The organism is Aggregatibacter segnis ATCC 33393 (genome assembly GCF_000185305.1).
Taxonomy (GTDB): Bacteria; Pseudomonadota; Gammaproteobacteria; order Enterobacterales; family Pasteurellaceae; genus Aggregatibacter; species Aggregatibacter segnis.
Genome location: NZ_GL622200.1, coordinates 1,033,460 through 1,056,863, shown reverse-complemented (window position 1 = coordinate 1,056,863; position 23,404 = coordinate 1,033,460). Strand labels below are relative to the sequence as shown.

Annotated in this window: 22 protein-coding genes and 1 tRNA gene; 18 read left to right on the top strand and 5 right to left on the bottom strand. The window is 42.8% G+C overall.

Features of this window, described 5'->3' with window-relative positions:
* Positions 1–2 precede the first annotated feature (2 nt).
* Entirely contained in the window at positions 3–539 is a 537-nt protein-coding gene (locus tag HMPREF9064_RS04510) for an elongation factor P hydroxylase (RefSeq protein WP_006718366.1), read from the top strand.
* Between the two features lie 58 nt (positions 540–597).
* Here the strand turns inward: HMPREF9064_RS04510 and queF are convergent, their stop codons facing one another.
* A complete protein-coding gene (gene queF / locus HMPREF9064_RS04515) occupies positions 598–1,437 on the bottom strand; it encodes an NADPH-dependent 7-cyano-7-deazaguanine reductase QueF (RefSeq protein ID WP_032997889.1) in 840 nt (279 codons plus the stop codon).
* A gap of 8 nt (positions 1,438–1,445) precedes the next feature.
* Positions 1,446–2,228 carry a Zn-ribbon-containing protein gene (locus tag HMPREF9064_RS04520; protein ID WP_006718363.1) on the bottom strand — a complete coding sequence of 261 codons (783 nt, stop codon included), beginning with the start codon at positions 2,226–2,228 and terminating at the stop codon, positions 1,446–1,448.
* A gap of 108 nt (positions 2,229–2,336) precedes the next feature.
* Between HMPREF9064_RS04520 and HMPREF9064_RS04525 the strand changes: the two genes are divergently transcribed.
* The 4 genes from HMPREF9064_RS04525 (at position 2,337) to cspD (ending at position 3,993) form a co-directional block, all read left to right on the top strand.
* Positions 2,337–2,651, top strand: a complete 315-nt coding sequence (locus tag HMPREF9064_RS04525) for a YqcC family protein (RefSeq protein WP_006718361.1) — start codon at positions 2,337–2,339, stop codon at positions 2,649–2,651.
* Positions 2,648–3,361, top strand: a complete 714-nt coding sequence (gene truC / locus HMPREF9064_RS04530; protein ID WP_006718358.1) for a tRNA pseudouridine(65) synthase TruC — start codon at positions 2,648–2,650, stop codon at positions 3,359–3,361. Before HMPREF9064_RS04525 ends, truC begins: the two co-directional genes overlap by 4 nt.
* 53 nt (positions 3,362–3,414) lie before the next feature.
* On the top strand, positions 3,415–3,579 hold the full coding sequence (locus HMPREF9064_RS04535) for a YoaH family protein (RefSeq protein WP_006718357.1): 165 nt from the start codon (positions 3,415–3,417) through the stop codon (positions 3,577–3,579).
* Positions 3,580–3,783: 204 nt separating this feature from the next.
* Entirely contained in the window at positions 3,784–3,993 is a 210-nt protein-coding gene (gene cspD, locus HMPREF9064_RS04540) for a cold shock domain-containing protein CspD (protein WP_006718354.1), read from the top strand.
* A 59-nt stretch (positions 3,994–4,052) separates the two neighbouring features.
* On the opposite strand, the gene matP is transcribed toward cspD, so the two are convergent.
* Entirely contained in the window at positions 4,053–4,499 is a 447-nt protein-coding gene (gene matP, locus HMPREF9064_RS04545; protein ID WP_006718352.1) for a macrodomain Ter protein MatP, read from the bottom strand.
* A 143-nt stretch (positions 4,500–4,642) separates the two neighbouring features.
* Between matP and HMPREF9064_RS04550 the strand changes: the two genes are divergently transcribed.
* The 11 genes from HMPREF9064_RS04550 to truA all read left to right on the top strand — a co-directional run bounded on the left by HMPREF9064_RS04550 (position 4,643) and on the right by truA (position 17,525).
* The gene (locus tag HMPREF9064_RS04550) at positions 4,643–6,427 is read left to right on the top strand and encodes an AAA family ATPase (RefSeq protein WP_006718350.1); all 1,785 of its coding nucleotides are present in this window, start codon (positions 4,643–4,645) and stop codon (positions 6,425–6,427) included.
* A gap of 142 nt (positions 6,428–6,569) precedes the next feature.
* Complete coding sequence (gene fabA / locus HMPREF9064_RS04555) at positions 6,570–7,100, top strand: bifunctional 3-hydroxydecanoyl-ACP dehydratase/trans-2-decenoyl-ACP isomerase (RefSeq protein WP_006718349.1); 531 nt, start codon at positions 6,570–6,572, stop codon at positions 7,098–7,100.
* A gap of 184 nt (positions 7,101–7,284) precedes the next feature.
* Positions 7,285–7,361: transfer RNA gene (locus HMPREF9064_RS04560), tRNA-Val, on the top strand.
* A gap of 157 nt (positions 7,362–7,518) precedes the next feature.
* Positions 7,519–8,829, top strand: coding sequence for an NCS2 family permease (locus HMPREF9064_RS04565; RefSeq protein ID WP_006718345.1), 1,311 nt, complete (start codon positions 7,519–7,521; stop codon positions 8,827–8,829).
* 5 nt (positions 8,830–8,834) lie between these two features.
* Complete coding sequence (locus tag HMPREF9064_RS04570) at positions 8,835–9,191, top strand: DsrE/DsrF/TusD sulfur relay family protein (RefSeq protein WP_032998143.1); 357 nt, start codon at positions 8,835–8,837, stop codon at positions 9,189–9,191.
* Positions 9,192–9,260: 69 nt separating this feature from the next.
* Positions 9,261–12,923, top strand: a complete 3,663-nt coding sequence (gene recB / locus HMPREF9064_RS04575) for an exodeoxyribonuclease V subunit beta (protein WP_006718341.1) — start codon at positions 9,261–9,263, stop codon at positions 12,921–12,923.
* Entirely contained in the window at positions 12,923–14,902 is a 1,980-nt protein-coding gene (gene recD, locus HMPREF9064_RS04580; RefSeq protein ID WP_006718339.1) for an exodeoxyribonuclease V subunit alpha, read from the top strand. Before recB ends, recD begins: the two co-directional genes overlap by 1 nt.
* Positions 14,903–14,912: 10 nt before the next feature.
* Positions 14,913–15,509: a class I SAM-dependent methyltransferase gene (locus HMPREF9064_RS04585; RefSeq protein ID WP_006718338.1), complete on the top strand. Its 597-nt coding sequence runs from the start codon at positions 14,913–14,915 to the stop codon at positions 15,507–15,509.
* 241 nt (positions 15,510–15,750) lie between these two features.
* On the top strand, positions 15,751–16,179 hold the full coding sequence (gene rplM, locus HMPREF9064_RS04590) for a 50S ribosomal protein L13 (protein WP_006718336.1): 429 nt from the start codon (positions 15,751–15,753) through the stop codon (positions 16,177–16,179).
* A gap of 17 nt (positions 16,180–16,196) precedes the next feature.
* Complete coding sequence (gene rpsI, locus HMPREF9064_RS04595; protein ID WP_006718334.1) at positions 16,197–16,589, top strand: 30S ribosomal protein S9; 393 nt, start codon at positions 16,197–16,199, stop codon at positions 16,587–16,589.
* 150 nt (positions 16,590–16,739) lie between these two features.
* Positions 16,740–17,525, top strand: coding sequence for a tRNA pseudouridine(38-40) synthase TruA (gene truA, locus HMPREF9064_RS04600; RefSeq protein WP_006718332.1), 786 nt, complete (start codon positions 16,740–16,742; stop codon positions 17,523–17,525).
* A 99-nt stretch (positions 17,526–17,624) separates the two neighbouring features.
* Here the strand turns inward: truA and HMPREF9064_RS04605 are convergent, their stop codons facing one another.
* Positions 17,625–19,082 carry a DASS family sodium-coupled anion symporter gene (locus tag HMPREF9064_RS04605; RefSeq protein WP_006718330.1) on the bottom strand — a complete coding sequence of 486 codons (1,458 nt, stop codon included), beginning with the start codon at positions 19,080–19,082 and terminating at the stop codon, positions 17,625–17,627.
* A 209-nt stretch (positions 19,083–19,291) separates the two neighbouring features.
* Here HMPREF9064_RS04605 and HMPREF9064_RS04610 point away from each other — a divergent pair, with 209 nt between their 5' ends.
* Positions 19,292–20,068, top strand: coding sequence for an MmcQ/YjbR family DNA-binding protein (locus HMPREF9064_RS04610; protein WP_006718328.1), 777 nt, complete (start codon positions 19,292–19,294; stop codon positions 20,066–20,068).
* A 77-nt stretch (positions 20,069–20,145) separates the two neighbouring features.
* On the opposite strand, the gene HMPREF9064_RS04615 is transcribed toward HMPREF9064_RS04610, so the two are convergent.
* Positions 20,146–21,627, bottom strand: coding sequence for an aldehyde dehydrogenase family protein (locus HMPREF9064_RS04615; RefSeq protein ID WP_197712340.1), 1,482 nt, complete (start codon positions 21,625–21,627; stop codon positions 20,146–20,148).
* Positions 21,628–21,923: 296 nt separating this feature from the next.
* Here HMPREF9064_RS04615 and thiI point away from each other — a divergent pair, with 296 nt between their 5' ends.
* Complete coding sequence (gene thiI, locus HMPREF9064_RS04620; protein WP_006718323.1) at positions 21,924–23,372, top strand: tRNA uracil 4-sulfurtransferase ThiI; 1,449 nt, start codon at positions 21,924–21,926, stop codon at positions 23,370–23,372.
* Positions 23,373–23,404: the final 32 nt, after the last annotated feature.

Below are 23,404 nucleotides of genomic sequence, written 5' to 3'. Positions count from 1 at the left end.
AAATGGAACATCATATCGAAGATTTAATCCATATTTTTAATCAATGTTTTGAACAAGAATACAACACCAAATTAGTCAAAGGGGGCGATGAGCCATTGTATGTTCCGGCAAATGAGGATTGCCCTTACAATGCCATTTATTTTGCGCGTGGTTTTTACAGCAGTGGATTACATGAAATCTCCCACTGGCTGGTCGCCGGTAAAGAACGCCGTAAATTAGAAGATTTTGGCTATTGGTATGAACCTGATGGACGTAGCGAAGAGCAACAACGTTTATTTGAAAAAGTGGAAGTCAAACCGCAAGCATTAGAATGGATTTTGGCAACCGCTGCCGGTTTTCGTTATTTTGCCAGCGCTGATAATCTCAATGGGCAACCTGGTGATACTCAACCGTTTAAACAGGCGGTCTATGAACAAGTGAAGGTCTATGCGGAAAAAGGTTTACCAAAACGGGCCGAAACTTTGCGACAAGCGTTAGTTAAGTTTTACGGCACGGAAGACGGTATTGATCTAACGAAGTTTGATGTGACAAGAATTTAGTTTAGAACGTAAAAGTGCGGTCATAAAATCTAACAAATTTTGTGACCGCACTTGATGTTTATTGTCGTGCTAATCGCAGGTTTTGTGGCAACGCTTCAAAGTTTGAGCGATATGGATTGATATCTAGCCCGCCTCGACGAGTGTAGCGCGCATATACCGTCAGCTTTTCCGGTTTTGCATATTGCATGAGGTCACAGAAAATACGCTCAACGCATTGCTCGTGGAATTCGTTATGTTGACGGAAAGAAATAATGTAGCGCAATAACTGCTCACGATTAATTTGTTTACCCACATAATGAATCTGCAAGCTCCCCCAATCCGGCTGTTGGGTAATAAGGCAGTTGGATTTGAGCAAATGACTGACCAACGTTTCTTCGACCACATTATCCCCAGTACAATTTTTCAGTAACTCAGCGTTAAACGCATAATCCTGAATTTCAATATCTAACTCATCAATACATTCGCCTGATAGGGCAACAATAGGCTGTGCCGTATAGTTTGCCAGCGAATTTAATTGCACCTTAACTTCACCTTTGGCGCAATCCTGTAAATCCTGTTGCAGGATGTGTTGCACTTCGGCAGCGTCAGCAAATTTTGTTTGGTTAAAACTGTTTAAATAGAGTTTAAAACTTTTCGATTCGATTAAATTTTCACTACAAAAATCAATTTGTACATCGGCAATCGCCACTTGGGGAACGCCTTTGAGGTTGAGCCATGAAATTTCATACGCCGTCCAAATATCGGCACCAATGGAAAAGGGCTGTGTTTGTGTAATGCCCAACGTGTCGCGATTGAGATGGCGAGGGACCGGTTGTAATAAAGTGCGGTCATATTTTTCCGCATATTGAGTTTGCTGACCGAGTTTTAAGGCGTTCAGGCTGGGATCTTGATAATGCATAGTTTTCCTTATTGCCAATGCCATGAGAGATTTGAAACGAGGCGGCAATGATCACATTTAAAATAGAGGAAGTCAAAAAGCGGTTGGCTTAATGTCCAGTTTCGTTTACACAGCGGGCAACAGGATTGCAGCTCTGCCTCGCGGCTTTCGCCTCCGATGCGATACAAATAATAGTAAGTTGGAATGCCGCTGTGGCGCGCAATTTCCTGTGCTAAATGATAGCCATGCTTAAACAACGTGCTTTGCGTGTTGGTAATTTGTGCCAAGGCGGATTCTTCTAACACAGAACCATTCATTTGCAACTGATCGCAAGCTTGCCAATTTTCCTGCCATTTGATCAAATCCATTGCTAAGTGCGGTATGTTTTTCAGTTGTTTATATAACGGAATTGGCTGCAAAGTATCACCGCTTTGTAGTGGCGAGCAAGATTGCAAATAGGTGGTGTAGAGCAGTTGCCAAGAGGGTGGTTCTGTCGCTGTAATTTCTGAATTAAGATCTTCTGCCACAATCTGAAAACTCTCAAAAAATACACCGCACTTTTCTGCTGCCTGAATGGCTTCATCCACTGAGGAATTATTGAATTCCGCTAAAAGAGAGGTTTGCTCCGGGCAGGTAACGCGTACAGCTAACCCCGTTTGATTTTCCTGTTCGGCAACAAATTGTGGAATTTCACGTCCGATAATTTGCCCATTGTAGCGCCATTGCTCAATAATTTGGTTCACGCAATGACTTTGGTGTTCTAAAGAAAATAGATCACTTTGTAGAGAGAAAAAGGCTTCGATTAGATACATAGACGGTAACGTTAAAGTTGAAAGGGCGAATTTTACACTAAATTTGCCATGGCTGGCGCAAAAACGCGAAATCTTCTACAATGAGCCGTTCTTTACGAGGCCTTTTTTATGTATCAACAAACCCGATTACATTTACAAAATTTGCAGCAAACCATGGAGCGTTTAGCGTTGTGGCAAACGATGCCACCTCAAGAAGACGCATTCTTGAGTGAGCAACCTTTTGCACTGGACACCATGAGTCCGACAGAATGGCTGCAATGGATTTTTATTCCGCGCATGTATGCACTTTTAGAAAGCCAAGCTACGCTGCCAAGCCAAATCGCGATCAGCCCTTATTTGGAAGAAGCTCTAAAAGAAGAGGCGTATTTGGCGGAATTACTACGCCCGATCATTGAAATCGAAGAATTGCTGCAACAACAATGAGACTAGAGATTTTATATCAAGACGAGCATATAGTGGCGGTGAATAAACCGGCAGGTATGCTAGTACATCGTAGCTGGTTGGATCGTCATGAAACCCAATTTGTGATGCAAACCTTACGCGATCAGATCGGACAATTGGTTTATCCCATACATCGCTTAGATAGGCCAACATCCGGTGTGTTGTTATTTGCGTTAAACAGTGAAACAGCAAATTTGTTATGCCATCAATTTGAGCAAAAACAAACGGAAAAAGAATATTTGGCCGTGGTTCGTGGTTATGTGACAGGGCAGGGGAAAATTGATTATCCGTTGAAAGTTCAATTGGATAAAATTGCCGATAAATTTGCTCAACAGGATAAAGAACCTCAAAGTGCGGTCACGTTTTATGACGGATTGAAAACCGTTGAAATGCCTTATGGCGTAGGGCGCTATGCCACGTCTCGTTATTCATTGGTTCGCTTAATACCGAAAACCGGGCGTAAACATCAGCTTCGTCGCCATATGAAACATATTTTTCATCCGATTTTAGGTGATACGCAGTATGGCGATTTACACCAGAATCGTGCTTTGACAGAACACACTGGCTGTTCTCGTTTAATGTTACATGCCGAAAAATTAACCTTCGTTCATCCGTTAACGCAACAGTCAATTACGCTTCAGGCAGGGTTAGATGAGAAATGGCAAAATTTAATGCAGATTTTTCAATGGTAAAAAATACGTAAAAAAACGACCGCACTTTTCATATAAATAATAAAGGAAAGAAAATGTTAGAGAATGATTTACTTAATTTAACGCATGAACAGCAACAGCTTGCCGTTGAGAAAATTCAAGAATTAATGTCGCAAGGGGTGGGAAGTGGTGAAGCCATTGCCTTAGTGGCAAAACAATTACGGGAAAAAAATACACAAAAACAAAATAAAAATGAATAAAGTGGTAAATTATACAAGCTGAAGGGATTTTGCTGATTAATTTTTATTATTTTTTGTGATCTCGGTTTGATTTTATAACTTTTCTTATTGCGTGCGAGAGAAATTTATTTAAATATAAATGCCAACATATCAAGGTGATAGGGCAATTGTCTTATTGAAGTAAACGTAGTTCTAAAAGGACGAAAACCATAAGAGGTTTAAATTATGGAAGTTGGTGTTGTTAAATGGTTTAATAATGCAAAAGGATTTGGCTTTATTTCTGCAGAAGGCAGTGATACTGATATTTTTGCACATTATTCTGTGATCGAAATGGATGGATATCGCTCATTAAAAGCGGGGCAAAAAGTTCAGTTTGAAGTGATTCACGGTGACAAAGGTTCACACGCAACAAAAATTGTTCCGGTAGCAGAATAATAAAGATTTCCTTATTTAGTCATTGAAATAAAGACAAGCCCAATTGGACTTGTCTTTTTTTATTTGAGTAAATCTTTTAATCCGGCTTTCATTGCCGACATTTGATTTTCATATAACGCTTTTTTCTCTCGTTCATCAATCATATACATGATGGTTTCCGAGAGCGTCATTTTCATTTTGCGGGAATATTTTGATAAACGAAGCCAAACCGCATATTCCAAATCAATGGATTTTTTCTTTGTAGATTGTTTTTCACCATTGAAGAAACGTTTTCTTCTAGCACGAATAGCCTGATCCATTTTAATCACCAATTCAGGGGCTAAATGCGCCTTTATCCATTCTTCAATTTTTTGCGGATAGTTTTGGCAGCCGATGAGTTGTTTAACGATGTCTTCTTGCAAACTTTTTTCTGCATAGCGTGTGACATTTTCACCTTCACGGGCTTTTTTCGTTAAATACACCCATTTCCAGTGGGCTTCTTGGTTTTCTAACTTTTGATATTTCATAAGAATTCTATTTAGTGACGTGGTAACTCTGTCACTATACGCTGTTTATAGGTGTTTTTCTAGCAGATTTTTAAGCGATGCGAAGAAAGACGGGAAGAAATGTGCGATAATGCGCGCAAATTAAATAGACAACAGAGATTAACGTGACTTTATCTTCTTTATCTAACACTACATTGCCTTGGCAGGCGTTACGTCCGGAATTGACGGTGACCGACATTCCTTCACAACCTCAGGATTTTTTTGCTTTACAACCTCGTGCTGGTGAAGCCGTGCGGCATTTCATTCGAAATTCACACCGCACTTTATTGGTATTGAAAGCGGATGATCAAGCGGAATATGCCTCTTTATTGGAAGGTTTTATTCAAAAACACCAACCTGAAATGGGTGTGTGTGGTGTGCAATATACTGTAGAACAAGGGGATTCTTTCTCTTTTCCACGTATTTATGCTGAGCCTGCACAATCGCTAGAAGATAATTTTGCAGCCAAAAAAAGCGTTGCTACGGCGTTATATTTTGATCAGTTCCAGTTATTCGGTTCGCTTAAAGTGCACGCGTCTTCTCATGATATTCAGCTTCATGCCGGACTGGTTCACCAGCTGAACAACGGCGTGCTGATTGTGACTGCGGGCGCGTTATTGGCACAGTTTGATTTATGGCAACGTTTGAAACAGATTTTAACGACCGGTATGTTTGATTGGTATTCGGCGCATCCGTTTAAAACGTTGCCTTGTGAAATTCCGAGTTACCCTTTGTCATTGAAAGTGATTGTGCTAGATAATCGCACGGAATTAGCGGCTTTAGAAGAGTTGGAAGAAGAACTCTATCATTTAGCAGATTATGCGGAAATTGAAAGCTATTGCAGCGTAGAAACAGCAGAGCAACAACAACAGTGGATGCGTTATGTGCAATGGGTTGCCCAACAAAATCAGTTACCGGCGTCGGATTTAAGCGGTTTTAATAAACTGTATCAATTATTGGTGCGTGATAGTGAAAATCGCCATTTGATTAATGTATCGCCACTTAAATTAAAAATGATGCTCACAGAGACCGCACTTTTAACGGAATCTAATCTTCTGAGCGCAGTGGATTTTGAACGTTATTTTCAACATAAAACAGCACAATTTGGTTTTTTGCGCGAGCAAACTTACGATGGCATTTTACAGGAACAAATTTATGTGGCGACTGAAGGCGAGATGGTGGGGCAAATTAATGGTTTATCGATCATTGAATATCCGGGAACGCCATTGTCTTTCGGTGAGCCTTCGCGAATCAGTTGTATCGTGCAATTTGGCGATGGCGAAATTGTGGATGTAGAGCGCAAAAATGAACTAGCGGGTAATATTCATAGCAAGGGTATTATGATTGCTGAAGCCTGCTTGGCCAATGTGCTTGAATTGCCGTCACAGTTGCCTTTTTCCGCTTCTTTAGTATTCGAGCAATCTTACGGTGAAATTGATGGCGATAGTGCCTCTTTGGCGAGTTTTTGCGTCTTATTAAGTGCCTTGTCTTCTTTGCCATTGCCGCAATCTATTGCCATTACCGGCGCAATCGATCAATTTGGATTAGTCCATGCCGTGGGCGGTGTAAATGACAAAATCGAAGGTTTCTTTACCATTTGCCAACGTCGTGGACTCACAGGTAAGCAAGGTGTGATGATCCCAAGTGCGGTGCTAAATCAACTCAGTTTGTCGGAGTCGGTGGTCAGTGCGGTGAAAAATCAGGAATTTTTTATTTATCCAGTAGAAACGGTGGATCAAGCCTGTGAGATTTTATTGCAGCGGGATTTGGTGGAACAAGAAAATAAAACCTATGATTTTGACACCTTGCCGTTGTCTCGTTTGATTCATCAACGTATTGATCAATATTCTGAACAGCAATCTCACAAATTCAGTTTATGGGATGTGTTTTTCGGGAGAAAAAATCGCTAAATCAAAATAGCCATCAAAAATTAACTGATCGGACAAGTTTGGCGTACAAGTGTTAGCTATTTTAAATGACGTAATGCTTTGCTAGAATCCAACCCGCATTCAACATTATGTTGTTTAACCAGATTTTATAGGATGATTAATAATGAACACTTGTACTCCAAACATTAAAGACAGTTACACTTACGAAGATTTATTGGCTTCTGGACGTGGCGAATTGTTTGGCAAAGAAGGTCCGCAACTACCTGCACCGACCATGTTAATGATGGATCGTATTGTGAAAATGACTGAAGATGGCGGTACATTTGGCAAAGGCTATATTGAAGCCGAATTAGATATTCATCCTGATTTACCTTTCTTTGCGTGTCACTTCATCGGCGATCCGGTGATGCCGGGTTGCTTAGGTTTAGATGCTATGTGGCAATTAGTCGGCTTCTTCCTCGGTTGGGTTGGCGGCAAAGGCAAAGGCCGTGCTTTAGGCGTTGGCGAGGTGAAATTTACCGGACAAATCCTGCCAAGCGCGAAAAAAGTCGTTTATCGTATCAACATGAAACGTGTGATTAACCGTAAATTAGTCATGGGAATGGCTGATGGTGAAGTGGAAGTGGATGGTCGTGTGATCTACACTGCAACCGATTTGAAAGTAGGCCTTTTCCAAGATACGTCAAGTTTCTAATTCACCATTTCTAAAAAACATTGAAATTTTTGACCGCACTTTTCTAGCAAGGAAAGTGCGGTTTGTTTTTGCAATGTTTTTATCTTTATAATGAATTGGTTAATTTTTTTGCAGTCATCCATGCAATCAAATAAAAAACTTGTTTTAGCCTAAAAAGGTAGCTATTATTAGCGCACTTTTCACTGCGACTGTAGCTCAGTTGGTTAGAGCACCACCTTGACATGGTGGGGGTCACTGGTTCGAGTCCAGCCAGTCGCACCATCTTTTCTTCCTTTATTTTTCTTCGTTATCATTTCATTTTTTATTTTTCCAAACCCGTCGCAGTCTTTCTGATCTTTTGCTAGAATCAGCGGGAAAAACACCTTTCTTATAACCTTGTTTTTCATCGTTTTTATTTTGTCTCTGATTGGAAATTACAATGGAAAATCAATCTTTTCTACAACAATTCTTTAAATTAAAAGAAAAAGGAACCTCCTCCAAAACGGAAATTATTGCCGGAATCACCACTTTTTTCACCATGGTGTATATCGTTTTCGTGAACCCGTCTGTGTTGGGGGATGCGGGCATGGATAAGCAAGTTGTCTTTGTGACCACTTGTTTAATCGCAGGCTTCGGTACGATTGCCATGGGGTTATTCAGTAACTTGCCTATCGCTTTGGCGCCGGCAATGGGCTTGAATGCCTTCTTTGCTTATGTAGTGGTCGGTAAACTTGGCTATTCTTGGCAAGTGGGCATGGGCACCATTTTCTGGGGCTCTGTGGGCTTATTGCTATTAACCATTTTCCAAATTCGTTATTGGCTGATGGCATCTATTCCGCTCAGTTTGAGAGTAGGTATCGGCGCGGGGATTGGTTTCTTTATCGCCTTAATTGGTTTCAAAAATATGGGCTTGGTGGTTGCAAATCCTGCAACCTTAGTTGCTTTAGGCGATCTACACAGTCCGCAAGTGTTATTGGGCATCCTTGGCTTCTTTATTATCGTGGTATTGGCAGCACGCAATATTTATTCTGGTGTGTTAATTTCTATCGCCACGGTGACCGCACTTGCATTGTATTTTGACGAAAGTGTGATGTTCCATGGCGTGGTTTCCATGCCGCCGGCATTAACGCAAGTGGTTGGCCAAGTGGATATTGCCGGTGCTTTGGATACGGCACTTATTGGTATCATCTTCTCTTTCTTATTAGTGAACTTATTTGACTCGTCCGGTACCTTGCTTGGTGTCACCGACAAAGCAGGTTTTAGCGATGAAAAAGGGCGTTTCCCGAAAATGAAACAAGCCTTATATGTTGATAGTGCGAGCGCCGTTGTCGGATCTTATATCGGTACTTCTGCGATCAGTACTTACATTGAAAGTGGTGCAGGCGTGTCTGTCGGTGGACGTACCGGTATGACGGCGGTTGTTGTCGGGTTATTGTTTTTACTGACGATTTTCTTCTCCCCATTAGCCGGCATGGTGCCTGCTTATGCCACCGCGGGCGCATTGGTTTATGTGGGTATTTTGATGGCATCCAGCTTAATTAAAGTGCAATGGGACGACTTAACAGAAGCGACTCCCGCCTTTATTACTGCCGCTATGATGCCATTTACATACTCCATCACAGAAGGCATCGCTTTTGGCTTCATCAGCTATTGTGTGATGAAACTCGGAACGGGGCGTTGGCACGAAGTTAACGCACCGGTTTGGGTGGTTTCTTTATTATTCTTAATTAAATTTATCTGGGTAGGTTAATGATGATGCAAAAACTTCTTTTTATTTTAAATGAATCGCCATACGGCACAGAAAAAAGCTTCAACGCATTACGTTTAGCCGTGAATTTACAGGAAGAACATGGCAAAGAAGTCGAAATTAAAGTGTTCTGTTTTGGTGATTCCGTGTTAAGTGGCATTGCCGGTCAACATCCGAATGAAGGGTCTAACGTACAACAAGTGATGGAAATCTTGATAGCGCAAGGTGCTGAAGTCAAACTCTGTACAAGCTGCACTAAAGCGCGTGGTTTATCCGAGATAAAGCTAATTGATGGCGTGACTCGCGGCACCTTAGATGATGTTTCTAAATGGACGTTATGGGCAGATAAAGTCGTTAGTTTCTAACGAGAGTATTGGGCGGATTCGGTTCCGCCCTTATTTTATTCAAAATTTTTCATTCGCGTAATCTTAACCATGCAACAACTCAATCCGATTTCTATCCCGTTAAATGCTGTTAGTCTAATTGAAGCCTCTGCCGGTACGGGCAAAACCTATACCATGGGTTCCCTTTATTTACGTTTGTTACTGCAAGCAGGAGAAAATACCTTTCCCTATGCGTTGAATGTCGAGCAAATTTTGGTGGTGACCTTTACTGAAATGGCGACAGAGGAGCTGAAACGCAAAATTCGTGAACGTATTTACGATGCCAAACAAAAATTGACGGCTTATCAGCAGACACAGGATTCGGCAGTATTTGGACAGGATGATTTTTTACGCGAATTGGTTGCGAGCATCACCGACTTACCGCTTGCCATTCAACGCCTGACCTTGGCGGAACAAAATATGGATTTAGCGGCGATCTATACCATTCATGGTTTCTGTCGCCGAATGCTGATGCAATACGCCTTCAATTCAGGCGTTCATTTCAATCTAGAATTAAGCGGTGAAGAAGATGAGTTGCTATTGCACTTGGCACAAAAAATTTGGCGTGAGCATTTTTATTCACAGCCTTATGCTGTTGTCGAATTTATTCAAAAGAATTTGGTTTCACCAAGCAATATTGTGACAAAAATCAAAAAATTTGCCGGAATCGAATTAAAACTCCCGGAAAAACGACCGCACTTTTTTGAGGGGACTTTCGAGGAATTTCTTTCAAAACTTACCGATTACTCGCAAGTATTAATCGCGCAAACTCAGGAATTAAAGCAAAAATGGCTAGAAAAAGAGGTGGAAATTACGGAGTTGATTGAAACAGAAATCAACACCAAATATAAGAATACGAAAGAACAAAAATTAAACCGCCGCAGTTTCACATCTGCCAATCGCCCGAAATGGCTTGCCGCCATGAAACGTTGGGCGGGAATCGAAAAAGCAGATTTCCCGGATTGTTTTTACCGCTTCGGTCAAACGGCAATGGATGAACAGAAAGGCGAGGAAGCACAGGAAGCTTTGAGTCACCCGCTTTTCATCAAAATTGATGAGTTATTAGCATTTTCCGAACAACAGGCTTTACTGTCTCAAGCGCTCTGGTTTCATTATTTAGAAACGCTGAATGGGCAGCTAGCAGAATACAAACTCAACCATAGCGAAAAAAGTTTTTATGATTTATTGCGCTTGTTAAAAGAAGCTTTATGCCATCTGAATAATACTGAATTTGCTCAGTTGATTCGTTATCAATACCCGTTTGCCATGATTGATGAATTTCAAGATACGGATGCGGTGCAATATCAGATTTTTTCTAAGGTTTATGTAGAGCCACTACGATTAGAACCTACGTCTGATAACGGCTTTATTATGATTGGCGACCCAAAACAGGCGATTTATAAATTCCGTGGCGCAGACATTTTTACTTACTTTAAAGCGGCTGATGAAGCACAGCACCGTTTCAATCTAGGAAAAAATTACCGCTCTCACCAAGATGTTGTGCAATGTGTCAATCACTTGTTTGATTTTCACGAACCGCCTCCGTTTTTATATAACAAGATTCAATTCTTGCCGGTCGAATCTAAAGACGATCATCCGAAATTTTGGTTAAACGGTGAAGTGGAACCTGCCGTACGGTTTTATGTGGATGAAGCCTCCGTAAAAGAGAATATGGCAAAAGCTTGTGCTGTTTCTATTCAACATTGGTTGCAAAGTGCGGTGGAAAATAACGCTGATTTTCGTTCCGATGAAAAAGGCATCGAAAAAACGCTAAAACCGGAAAGTATTGCGGTATTGGTGCGTAGTCGCAAAGAAGCCGATTTGGTAAAAAATGCGTTACGTCGTCTTGGCATTGCTTCCGTGTTTTTGTCTGAAAATAGCAATGTGTTTGACAGTAATGCAGGAAAAGATCTGTTGTTGATTTTAACGGCATGCCTTAATCCATTTTCCGAACGCAACATTTTAAATGCTGTTGCAACGGCGATTTTTGCGCAAACGGCAGCCGATATTCAGCGCATTCGTTTAGACGAAAACCGTTGGGAATATTGGGTAGAAAAATTTATTCATTATCAAAAAACGTGGCAAAAACAAGGTGTATTAGTGATGTTGCACCAGCTATTCCTACAAGAAAAAATTACTGAAAAATTGTATCCCACGGTGGATGGTAAACGCCTGGTGACGGATTTGCTACATTTAGCGGAGTTATTGCAAGAAGCGGCAACGTTGAACGAAAGTGAAGCCGCATTGTTACGTTGGTTTGAAAAGCAAATTCAAGGGGAAGATCGGCAAACAGAACAACAAGTTCGGTTAGAAAGTGAGTTGCAGTTGGTCAAAATTGTCACGATTCATAAATCCAAAGGGCTGGAATACGATTTAGTTTGGTTGCCGTTTATTGGTTATGCCTCCAAATTTAGGCCTGAACACATTTCCACTTATTACGACCAAGATCGGGATGAGGTGCTGTGGGATATTGATGGTTCTCATGAGAAGGATGTAAAACAAGAGGATTTTGCCGAACAGCTTCGGTTACTCTATGTGGCGCTGACCCGAGCGAAATATCAGTTGAACATCGGTGTGCCGAAAACCTTTGAGAAAAAGTGGAGTGCCTTGTTATATGTGCTCACACAAGGAGACATTCAAACGAATGACAATCCGACAGCCTACGACAGCTTGCCGCTATTAGAAAAGTTGGTTCAACGCGCCCCAAGGGGAAGTATTCAGATTTCTGAAACCACGGCATTAAAAGCGCTAGATGAACTAATGCAGTCGGAGACTCAAGCGCCATTAAACGCGGCAACATTCACCGGACATATTGAACAAAACTGGACGGTGACCAGTTTTAGCGCCATTGAGGCGATTCATCAAAATAAAAAATATTACAAAGAACAGCTGGCGGCAGAAAGTGCGGTTGCTTTTGAGCCTGTTTTTGATGGCGGCAAAGATTATGATTTTAACGAGCAAGCGACAGAAACCATGGCGGAAAGCGTGAGTCATGAATCTGCCTATCCTTTCGGTTATTCGCCTTTTGATTTTCCGCATGGGATTAAAATCGGTACAGCGTTGCACCGTTTCTTGGAAAAATATGATTTTAGTCAGCCGTTAAATGAAGACAAAGTGCAAAAACTCTGCCAATGGTTACAGTTAGAGGAAACTTGGTTGCCATCCTTACAACAATGGATGAAGGCGATTTTAGATACGCCGTTAAGTGCAGATGATACAACGTTGAAGCTGAACAATTTATCTCGCCAGCAATGTGTGAAAGAAATGCAGTTTTATTTGAAACTCAATCGGGTGTTTGATGTGACGGCATTTAATCGGGCGTTGCAAAAACATCACCATTTGCCATCGGAAGCGCTGCAATTTGATGCGATTAAAGGCATGTTACGCGGTTTTATGGATTTGGTTTTCTGCCACAATGGGAAATATTATTTGGTGGATTACAAATCGAATTTTCTCGGTGTCGAACCGCAAAACTATGTTGGCAAAAGCCTTGAGCAAGCCATGCTGGCAAACCATTACGACTGGCAATATTTGTTTTACACGCTGGCATTGCACCGTTATTTGCAACAACGTGATGCAAACTATCAATACGAAACCCATTTTGGCGGCGTGTTTTATTGTTTCTTACGCGGCATGAACGGTGAAAATCAGGACGGTGTGTTTTTTGATAAACCGGATTATGCGTTAATTCAAGCCTTGGAGAATTTGTTCTGATGTTAACTTTATTATCTCAACTCAAAGAAAAAGGCATTATTAACGCCGCCGACTATTATTTTGCCGAGTTTATTCATCGTAAACAGCAACCGTTTAATTATGCGCCATCTGTGCAAAACTTGGCGGTGTTGATGGCGGCATTGTGTAATTTCAATTATCGCCAAGGCAACACCTGCCTTCTGTTAAATCAGTCCACCGAACAGGATTTATTCGGTTTACAGGATTATTTCAACGAACGTATTTATTTGACGGAAATTCAGCAAAAAATTGATTATTTGCCGATTTCACAATGGCTATCTACCTTGCAAAAGGTACAACACATCGCCTTTACTGATTCGCCATTACAGCAAATTGCGCCTTTGGTGTTGCAGTTTAATTGTTTGTATTTTTATCGCGTGTGGCAAGACGAATTTCGGATTGCCGATTACTTTAAAAGTGCGGTCTGTTTTGAGCCTGTTTTTTCAACCGAGCAACTCTCACAAATTGCCTCGATTCTCGATCGCTATTTTCAGGAAGAGCAGGGCATTGATTGGCAGAAAATCGCTGTTGCCATGGCGTTACGTCAGCGTTTTTGTTTAATTACCGGCGGGCCGGGAACGGGGAAAACAACAACCGTAACCAAGTTGCTTTTAACCTTGCAAGAACTGTATCAAAACGATTTGCGCATTAAATTGGTTGCGCCAACAGGAAAAGCCGCGGCGCGTTTAACGGAATCCATTGTGGATGCCGTGGAACGTTTAAAACAGACATTTGCACAGGAGCCAAATAAGCGGGAAATTATCGAGAATCTGCAAATTCCGATGAACGCAGAAACGATCCATCGTTTGCTTGGTGTGCGTTTTTTCAGTGAAGAAACCCGTTATCACGCGGACAATCCATTGCCGTTGGATGTGTTAGTGGTGGATGAGGCGTCCATGATCGATCTCACCTTAATGGCTAAATTGCTTAATGCGCTCAAACCGGAAACCAAACTGATTTTATTGGGTGATAAAGACCAACTTGCTTCCGTAGAGGCCGGTGCTATTTTGGGCGAATTAGGGCGTTTTGTGAATGCGGCAAAACCGACATACAGCTCGTCCATGGCGCAATATTTACAGGCAACAACAGGGATGACATTGCCATCAGAAGATAAGGTAAACGCCATTAGCGACAGTATTTGTTATTTACAAGTCAGTCGCCGTTTTGGGGCGAATCCGGAAGTGGGTGAGTTGGCAACGACAGTGAATTTAGGCAATGCGGCCAAGAGTTGGCAGTTATTGCAACAATATCAGCAACATCAAGATAAGCATTGTGGTGTGTACTTAACGGATTTTGCGCATTATTTGAGTAATAAAGACGACGTGCAACAGCGTAAAGCTTGTGTGAAATTGATTGTCGATCGTGCCGCGGAAGAATACGCGCGCTATTTGCAACAAATTCCGTCTGATGGCGTTCTTCAGGAAGATAAAGTGCGGTCAATTTTTGCTGCGTTTAATCATATCCGTTTTTTAACCGCATTACGCGTAGGGGAGTTTGGTGTCGAGCAGTTAAATTTGGCTATCGCGGAAAAATTACGCCAAAAACGGTTGTTACAATTTCATCAGGAACGGGAATGGTATATCGGCAAGCCGATTATGGTGACTCAAAATGACAGCGGAGTCGGCTTGTATAACGGCGACATCGGCATTTATTTAGAGCATGGGCGCGTGTGGTTTGAACAAGGACAAAATAGCTACAAAAAGGTGTTGGCTAGTCGCGTACCGAATCATGAGACTGCCTTTGTCATGACCGTGCATAAATCTCAAGGCTCCGAGTTTCCACATACGTTCTTGATTTTACCGTTGGAGAATAGCCCGGTTTTATCCAAAGAGCTGGTTTACACGGGAATCACCCGCACCAAAGATTTCCTCACGGTATTTGCGTTGCAAAGCGTATGGGAAAGTGCGGTGAAAAATCCGGTACAACGTCAAAGCGGATTAGGGCAGTTATTAGAAGAATAAAGGAAAATACATGACAAAATGGGATGAGCGTTATCAAACGGAAGAATACATTTTCGGCACGGAACCCAATGAATTTATCGCTAGAATTCAGCCTTACTTGCCAACCTCGGGAAGAGCTTTGGATGTTGCCACAGGAGAAGGGCGCAATGGCATCTTTTTAGCCCGTCACGGATTAGAAACGGAAGGCGTGGATCTCTCTCAAGTGGGATTGCGAAAAGCGGAAGCGTTAGCGCATCGTTATCAGGTGCCATTCACAACGAGATTGGCAAATATTGCCGAAATGACGATGCCAACGGCGCATTATGCGGTCATTACGTCCGTCTTTTGTCATTTTATGGAACCGGAACGGACTCAAATCATGCAACGTATTGTGAATGCCTTGCAACCGGGCGGCTTGTTTGCCGGTGTGTTTTATCATCCCGATCAACTTCATTATGGCACCGGTGGGCCTAGCCATGTTGAAATGCTCGGCACCTTGGATGAGATGCAACAAGCATTATTGGGGCTGGAATGGCTATTGGCAGAGCATGATGTGCGAGAAATGAATGAAGGCAGCCGTCATGTTGGAGCCAGTTCCGTGATTTGTCTTTTAGGGCGCAAACCCTAGATTTTTTATTTGACAGTGACGAATAAAAAGACAAAGTGCGGTCAAAATTTATCGTATTTTTCCTGTAAAACCGTTAGCTTTTCGGTGAAATTTTCTGTATAATCGTCCGACCCTGTAAATGCTGAGGATTCCCACCGCGCATTATTTTGTCGAGATCGCACTCGAAGGGGTGAAGATTAAGATAACTGGTTGTGCTTTTTTAAGCACTGGGTATTAATATTATTATATTGGTAATTAATTAATGAAAACTTTTGTAGCAAAACCAGAAACGGTTAAACGCGACTGGTATGTAGTAGATGCGACAGGTAAAACTTTAGGTCGTTTGGCGACTGAATTAGCGCGTCGTCTTCGTGGTAAACATAAAGCTGAATACACTCCGCACGTTGACACAGGTGATTACATCATCGTTATCAACGCAGACAAAGTTGCTGTAACCGGTAACAAAGACAGCGATAAAATTTACTACTGGCACACAGGCTATGTAGGCGGTATCAAACAAGCGACTTTTAAAGAAATGATCGCACGCCGTCCTGAAGCAGTGATTGAAATTGCGGTTAAAGGTATGTTGCCAAAAGGTCCATTAGGCCGTGCAATGTTCCGTAAATTAAAAGTGTACGCAGGTGCTGAACACCAACACGCTGCACAACAACCACAAGTATTAGATATTTAATCACGAGGTTTTAGGATATGGCAGAGAATCAAAACTACGGCACAGGTCGCCGCAAAAGCTCTTCAGCTCGTGTATTTATCAAACCGGGCAATGGTAAGATTGTTATCAACCAACGCGAATTAGACGTTTATTTCGGTCGCGAAACTGCTCGCATGGTAGTTCGTCAACCGTTAGAATTGGTTGAATTAACTGATAAATTAGACCTATACATCACCGTTAAAGGTGGTGGTATTTCCGGTCAAGCGGGTGCAATCCGTCATGGTATTACCCGTGCATTGATGGAATACGATGAAACCTTACGCCCAGCACTTCGTGCAGCAGGCTTCGTTACTCGTGACGCACGTCGCGTTGAACGTAAAAAAGTGGGTTTACACAAAGCACGTCGTCGTCCACAATACTCCAAACGTTAATTTTTATACGTTTTTCCAAAAAGCAGAGAGCAATCTCTGCTTTTTTTATATGTGAAATTCAGCAAAAGTGCGGTGGGTTTTTAGAATGTTTTTGAGATCCGCCATGCCTTGTTATAATGCACGCCATTTTAAGTAAAATCAGGGCAGAACATGAAAATTGCATTAGGTGTAGAATACGACGGAAAACGGTATTTCGGTTGGCAGAAACAAGAAAAAGTAGCCAGCGTACAGGCTGAATTGGAACAGGCGATTTCTACGGTAGCGAATGAAGAAATCAGTATTTTCTGTGCAGGTCGTACGGATTCCGGCGTACACGCCACAGGGCAGGTGATTCACTTTGAAACGACTGCCAATCGCCCTGAGAAAGCCTGGAGTTTTGGAGTCAATGCCAATTTGCCTGATGATATTGCCGTGCGATGGGCGAAAGTGGTCGATGATGATTTTCATGCCCGTTTTAGCGCCACCGCCCGCCGTTATCGTTACATTTTATATTGCAATAAACTGCGTTCGGCCATTTTGCCGCAAGGGATAACCCATTGCCATTTGGAACTCGATCATCAATTAATGCACCAGGCGGGACAGGCGTTGCTCGGTGAAAATGATTTCAGTTCTTTCCGTGCCGCGCAATGCCAATCCAATACGCCGTGGCGTAATGTGCACCATTTAAACGTCAGTCGCCAGGGGCAATATATCATCGTGGATATTCAAGCAAACGCGTTTGTTCATCACATGGTGCGTAACATTGTGGGGAGTCTGATTGAGGTAGGTTGCGGCAATCAACCGGTGGAATGGTTGGCTTGGTTGTTGGGTCAGCAAGATCGTACTCTCGCGGCACCGACAGCTAAACCAGAAGGATTATATTTGGTCAATGTGCTTTACCCCGACCGATTTGCGTTGCCGAAAATGCCGATGGGGCCATTATTTCTCGCAGATTAATTTAAAAATACTAAAAAAAGTGACCGCACTTTAGGTTAAAAAATAAAGTGCGGTCATTTTTTATAAGAATTTTAGGTGAGCGATAAAGCCGCAATATAGTTACCACCAACCTAATAGCTTCATCCATAACCCACCGACACCAAACCAGATAATGAGGGATACGATGGAGGTGGCGAAGCTGACGCCCCACCATTGACCGGTTGAGTTATAACCGGAACCATAGAGGGCTGGGCCAGGGCCACCGGCGTATTGGGTTAAGCTCATTGAGAGGGTTGAGGTATAACCTAAGCCGAGAGCGGCAATAATCGGAGGGGTGCCAACGGCAATGGCTGCCGCAACGAATGCCAAGTACATGGCGGAAATATGTGCCATGGCAGAAGCGAAAAAGTAGCGAGTGTAGAAATACACTAGGACTAAAATCGTAAAGGCAACCGGCCAACTGAATGCCCCCACAGAGGAGGAAATATGGCTGGAAATCCAGGCAATAGCACCGTATTTATTCAACGCATTTGCCATCATCACCAAAACCGCAAACCAGAACATGGTGTCCCATGCGGTGGTTTCAGCAACGATATTTTTCCAACTCATGATGTTTGTCAGTAATAAAATCACCAAGCCGATAAAGGCAGAAACCGTTGCCGGAATATGGAAGACCAAATCACCTACGGTCCATAAGAACAACAATAAGATGAAATCAAGCGCCAAAATCCATTCTGCTTTGCTCATTGGTCCCATATTATGCAATTCTTCACGCGCCATTTCTGCCATTTTCGGGGTGTCTTTGAGTTCAGGCGGGTAAATCAAATAGACGAAATAAGGCAATACGATCAAACTGATAACGCCCGGCACGATCGCGCCTAAGAACCAAGTCATCCACGTAATTTCAACGCCTTGACCTTTGGCAAGTTCCGCGATTAACGGGTTGCCCGCCATGGCAGTGAGGAACATGGTACACACGATAGTGTCGATTTGTGATACGGCAATGGCAAGAAATGCACCGGCACGTCTGGCGGTTGGGCCGGGTTTGGAATCGTAGGCATCAGCGATGGACTGCATGATGGGATACATGATACCGCCACCACGCGCAGAGGCAGACGGAATCCCCGGGCCAATGACCACATCGGCTAATGCGATACCATAAGCAACGCCCATCATTTTTTTACCGAAACGTGCGACAAAATAGAGGGCAATGCGTTTTCCCAGGCCGGTTTTGATGACCGCGCGAGATAAAAACATCGCAATGGCGATTAACCAAATGGTTCCGTTGGAGAAACCGGATAACATGCCCACTTCCCCTTTGGCGGGAGATAACGGTGTTAAGCCGGTTAAACCGCTAATGACGAGTGCAACTAAGGTTGCCGCCCCCATAGGCATGGCTTTGGCGATAATCGCCACAATAGTGGCAACAAAGAGGGCAAGCACACCCCATGCTTTGGCAGAAAGGCCTTCCGGTATTGGAATCAACCAAATTGCCATCCCGACAATCACTGAAAGCAGCAACCCTTGCCATTTGAAGCCCATTTTTACTTCAATTGGCGCAATTGTTTTCCCTTCCATATAACTCCTCCGAGTTTATTAATTAGAGTGAGATTGCTCTCTACGGCGAATAATCCATTATTCATCTTATTAAATAGCATCCTTACTCAAGGAATATAATATGCCTGTTGAACTAAAAAGCACAATAATGATGTGGAAATTAATGTCTTTTATTTTGTGGGCTAAGTTGGCGTAAAATGATGTTATCAAAGTAATAAGAGGAACATGGAATGGCTGAGCTAACCCAACAAGTTTTCGAGTATGTCTTCACCCAATATGGCACTCAGCCGGAATATTTGTGGAAGACCCATCCAGATTATGCCGTATTGCGTCATAGCGATAATCGCAAATGGTATGCCATTGTGATGAATGTCGAAAAATCGTCATTAGGGCTAAATGGCACAGGAAAAGTGCCGGTAATAAACGTGAAATGTTCCCCTGAAATGCTGAGTTTATTTTTACCTCAATCAGGATTCCTACCAGCCTATCACATGAACAAAAATCACTGGTTAACGGTGTTGCTAGACGGCTCTGTTGAGAAAGATACCGTGCTGTTTTTATTAAATGCTAGTTTTGATCTCACCGCTACCCGACAAGTGAAAAAACAGCTCGGGATCGCCCGTTATACGGAGTGGATCGTACCAGCAAATCCGAAATATTACGATGTGGAGAAAGATTTGCGCGAAGGCGGAGAAATTTACTGGAAGCAGAGCAATAATATTGCCGTGGATGACATTGTGTATATGTATGTTACCGAACCTACGGGTGCCATTCGTTATAAATGTGTGGTATTGGAGGTGAATATTCCGTATCACCAAAAACGTACGGATGATTTACAGGTGAAACGGGTGATGAAAATTCGTTGTCTGAAAGAATACGATAAGCGTCTTATTCCCCGCGCGAAAATGGCGCAATTCGGTGTCACTGGGGTACGCGGACCTCGGCATATGCCGTATGCATTAAAACAGGAAATTGTATTGTTGACAGGTGATTTTGACGAAAAGTAAAAACACATTAAAAACAAACCGCACTTTGAAGGGATAACATCAAAGTGCGGTTTGTTTTTAGGCTGGAAATGAAAAGATTAATACATGCCTTCACGCTCTTCACGGGTGCTGATAAAGATATTTTTCACCTGTGTATAAGCGGCAAGCATCATTTTATGGGTTTCACGGCCGATGCCGGAGGTTTTATAACCGCCGAATGGTGCGCCGGCCGGTAAACGGTTATAGCAGTTCACCCAAACACGACCGGTTTCAAGTGCGCGTGCAACCCGTAGCGCACGGTTAATGTTATACGTCCACACTGCGCCGCCCAGGCCATAATCGCTGTCATTTGCCATTTGGATCACATCTGCTTCATCTTTAAACTTGATCACCACGGCAACCGGCCCAAAAATTTCTTCTTGTGCCACGCGTTTTTTGTTGTCCTGCGCCAAAATTAAAGTCGGTTGGAAAAATTCGCCGCGAGCCAATGCCGGGTCGGTTGATTTACCGCCACCAAGGATTATTTGGCAACCTTCTTCTTTGGCAATATCCACGTATTTACTGATCACCTTAATTTGATTTCCGTTGACTTGTGCGCCCATTTGTGTGTCATCTTCCCAAGGTAAGCCGACTTTAACTTTCTTAAATTCTTCTTTTAATGCCGCGATGAATTTATCGTAAATGCTTTCTTGTACGAAGATCCGTGAACCGGCACAACACACTTGCCCTTGGTTGAAGAGAATCCCTTTTTGTGCGCCTTCTAATGCTTTATCAAATGGCATATCGTCAAAGAAAATATTGGCGGATTTGCCACCTAATTCCAAGGTGGATGGAATCAACATTTCAGCGGCAGCCATACCAATTTTTCGGCCGATTTCGGTGGAACCGGTGAACGCCAGTTTGCTAAATCCCGGGTGACGTAACATGTATTCGCCGGATTTGGAGCCCTTGCCGGTAATGACATTGAAAACGCCTTTCGGCAACAAATGATTAATTTTTTGCGCTAAAGAAAGCAGGCTCAATGAAGTGGAGGAAGACGGGTGAATCACGACAGTACAACCTGCAGCCAAGGCCGGCGCAATTTTCCATGCGGCCATTAAGAACGGGAAGTTCCACGGAATAATTTGACCAACAACGCCAATCGGCTCGCGTAAAATCAATGACAAGTCTTCGCTATCCAGTTGGTTTGCCACACCTTCTTCGGAACGAATCACACTAGCAAAATAACGGAAATGATCGGATGCCAACGGAATATCTGCAGCACGCGTTTCACGAATCGGCTTACCGTTATCCAGCGTTTCTTGCAAGGCAAATAACTCGGTATTTTCGTCAATAATGTCTGCGATTTTATTTAAAATCGTGGCACGTTCTGTCGCACTGGTATTTTTCCAGGTTTTAAAGGCTTCTTTGGCGGCATTTACGGCAGCATCCACATCCGCATCGGTGGCGTCAATAAAAGTGGCTAATGCTTCACCGTTTGCCGGATTATGGGCTGTTAAGGTGTTGCCTTCTGAGCCATCCGTCCATTCGCCATTGATCAATAAACCGTAGTGTTTGTCAAAGACATTAAGATCTTTTATCATCTCTTTTCTCCTTTTTCTACGTGATGAATCAAAGTGATACCTACTCTTTTTACATCATCAGATCTTTAATATTTTGTCTGTAAAAGCGGGCTGTGGTTCAATTTGAGCACAATGCAAGACTTGAAACTGGGAGATAGATCACATTTTGGCGGTGATGAGGAAAGGCAGGATAAATTAATGGCGGAGCAGAGTAGATAATTGTTCATTGTTAATGAACAACCCTCAGCATGGTAATTTCTACGCTATCTGCTAAAATACGCCGCATTTTTCTATTGGGTAAAAAGTGAATTAACATGAAATTTATCGTCAAATTATTTCCTGAAATTATGATTAAAAGCGAATCCGTGCGGAAACGGTTCGTGAAAATTCTGACCAGCAATATTCGTAATGTTTTAACAAAGCATGATGATACGGTCACGGTGGTGAAACATTGGGATTACATTGAAGTGCGGTCGAAAATTGAGGCAAATTTTCCGATGCTCATTGAGCAACTGCAACGCATTCCTGGGATTCACCATTTTCTGCAAGTAGAAGAGAAACCGTTTTCCAGCCTACATGATGTTTTTGAACAAACCTTGTTAGACGTGGCATCTCAGTTAGAAAACAAGACTTTTTGCGTGCGAGTGAAACGTAAAGGGAAACACGAATTTACGTCAATAGAAGCAGAGCGTTATATCGGTGGCGGGCTGAATCAACATATCGCCAGCGCCAAAGTACAACTGAAAAATCCTGATGTGACGGTGCGTATTGAAATTGAAGACGACAAAATGATGTTGGTTCGCGCTCGTTATGAAGGCATTGGCGGTTATCCGATTGGCACACAGGAAGATGTGTTATCGCTGATTTCCGGAGGGTTTGACTCCGGCGTGTCTAGTTATATGCTGTTGCGCCGTGGTTCTCGTGTGCATTATTGCTTCTTTAATTTAGGCGGTGCAGCGCACGAAATTGGTGTGAAACAAATGGCGTATCACATTTGGCAACGTTACGGTAGCTCCCACAAAGTGCGTTTTGTGGCGATCAATTTTGAAGGCGTGGTAGGCGAGATCCTTGAGAACGTGGATAACGGGCAAATGGGCGTGGTGCTTAAACGCATGATGGTGCGCGCGGCGTCCAAAATCGCGCAACGTTTTGATATTCAGGCGATTGTGACAGGGGAAGCGCTAGGGCAGGTTTCCAGCCAAACCTTAACCAATTTGCGTTTAATTGATGAAGCTGCCGACGTGTTGGTATTACGCCCGTTAATTACGCACGACAAAGAACAAATCATCGCCATGGCAAAACATATCGGCACCGATGACATCGCCAAATCCATGCCGGAATTTTGCGGCGTGATTTCCAAAAATCCGACAGTGAAAGCGATAAAAGCGAAAATTGAACAAGAAGAAGGCAATTTCAATTTTGCCGTCTTGGAAAGTGCGGTGGAAAATGCGCAATATTTAGATATTCGCCAAATTGCCGAGCAAGCGGAGAAAGAAGTCGTTTCCGTGGATGCCGTGTCGGTGTTGAGTGCAAATGATGTGATCATCGATATCCGTAGCCCGGAAGAAATCGATGAAAACCCGTTACACATTGAAAATCAAGCAATGATTCTGCTGCCGTTCTATAAACTTTCCAGTCAATTCGCCGAGTTGGATCAAAGCAAGAATTATGTGCTGTATTGCGAACGAGGTGTCATGAGCAAATTGCAGGCACTGTATTTAAAAGAAAGCGGGTTTAATAATGTGAGGGTGTTTAAGAAATAGCTTTCTTAAATCATGTCTTAAAAAGTGCGGTT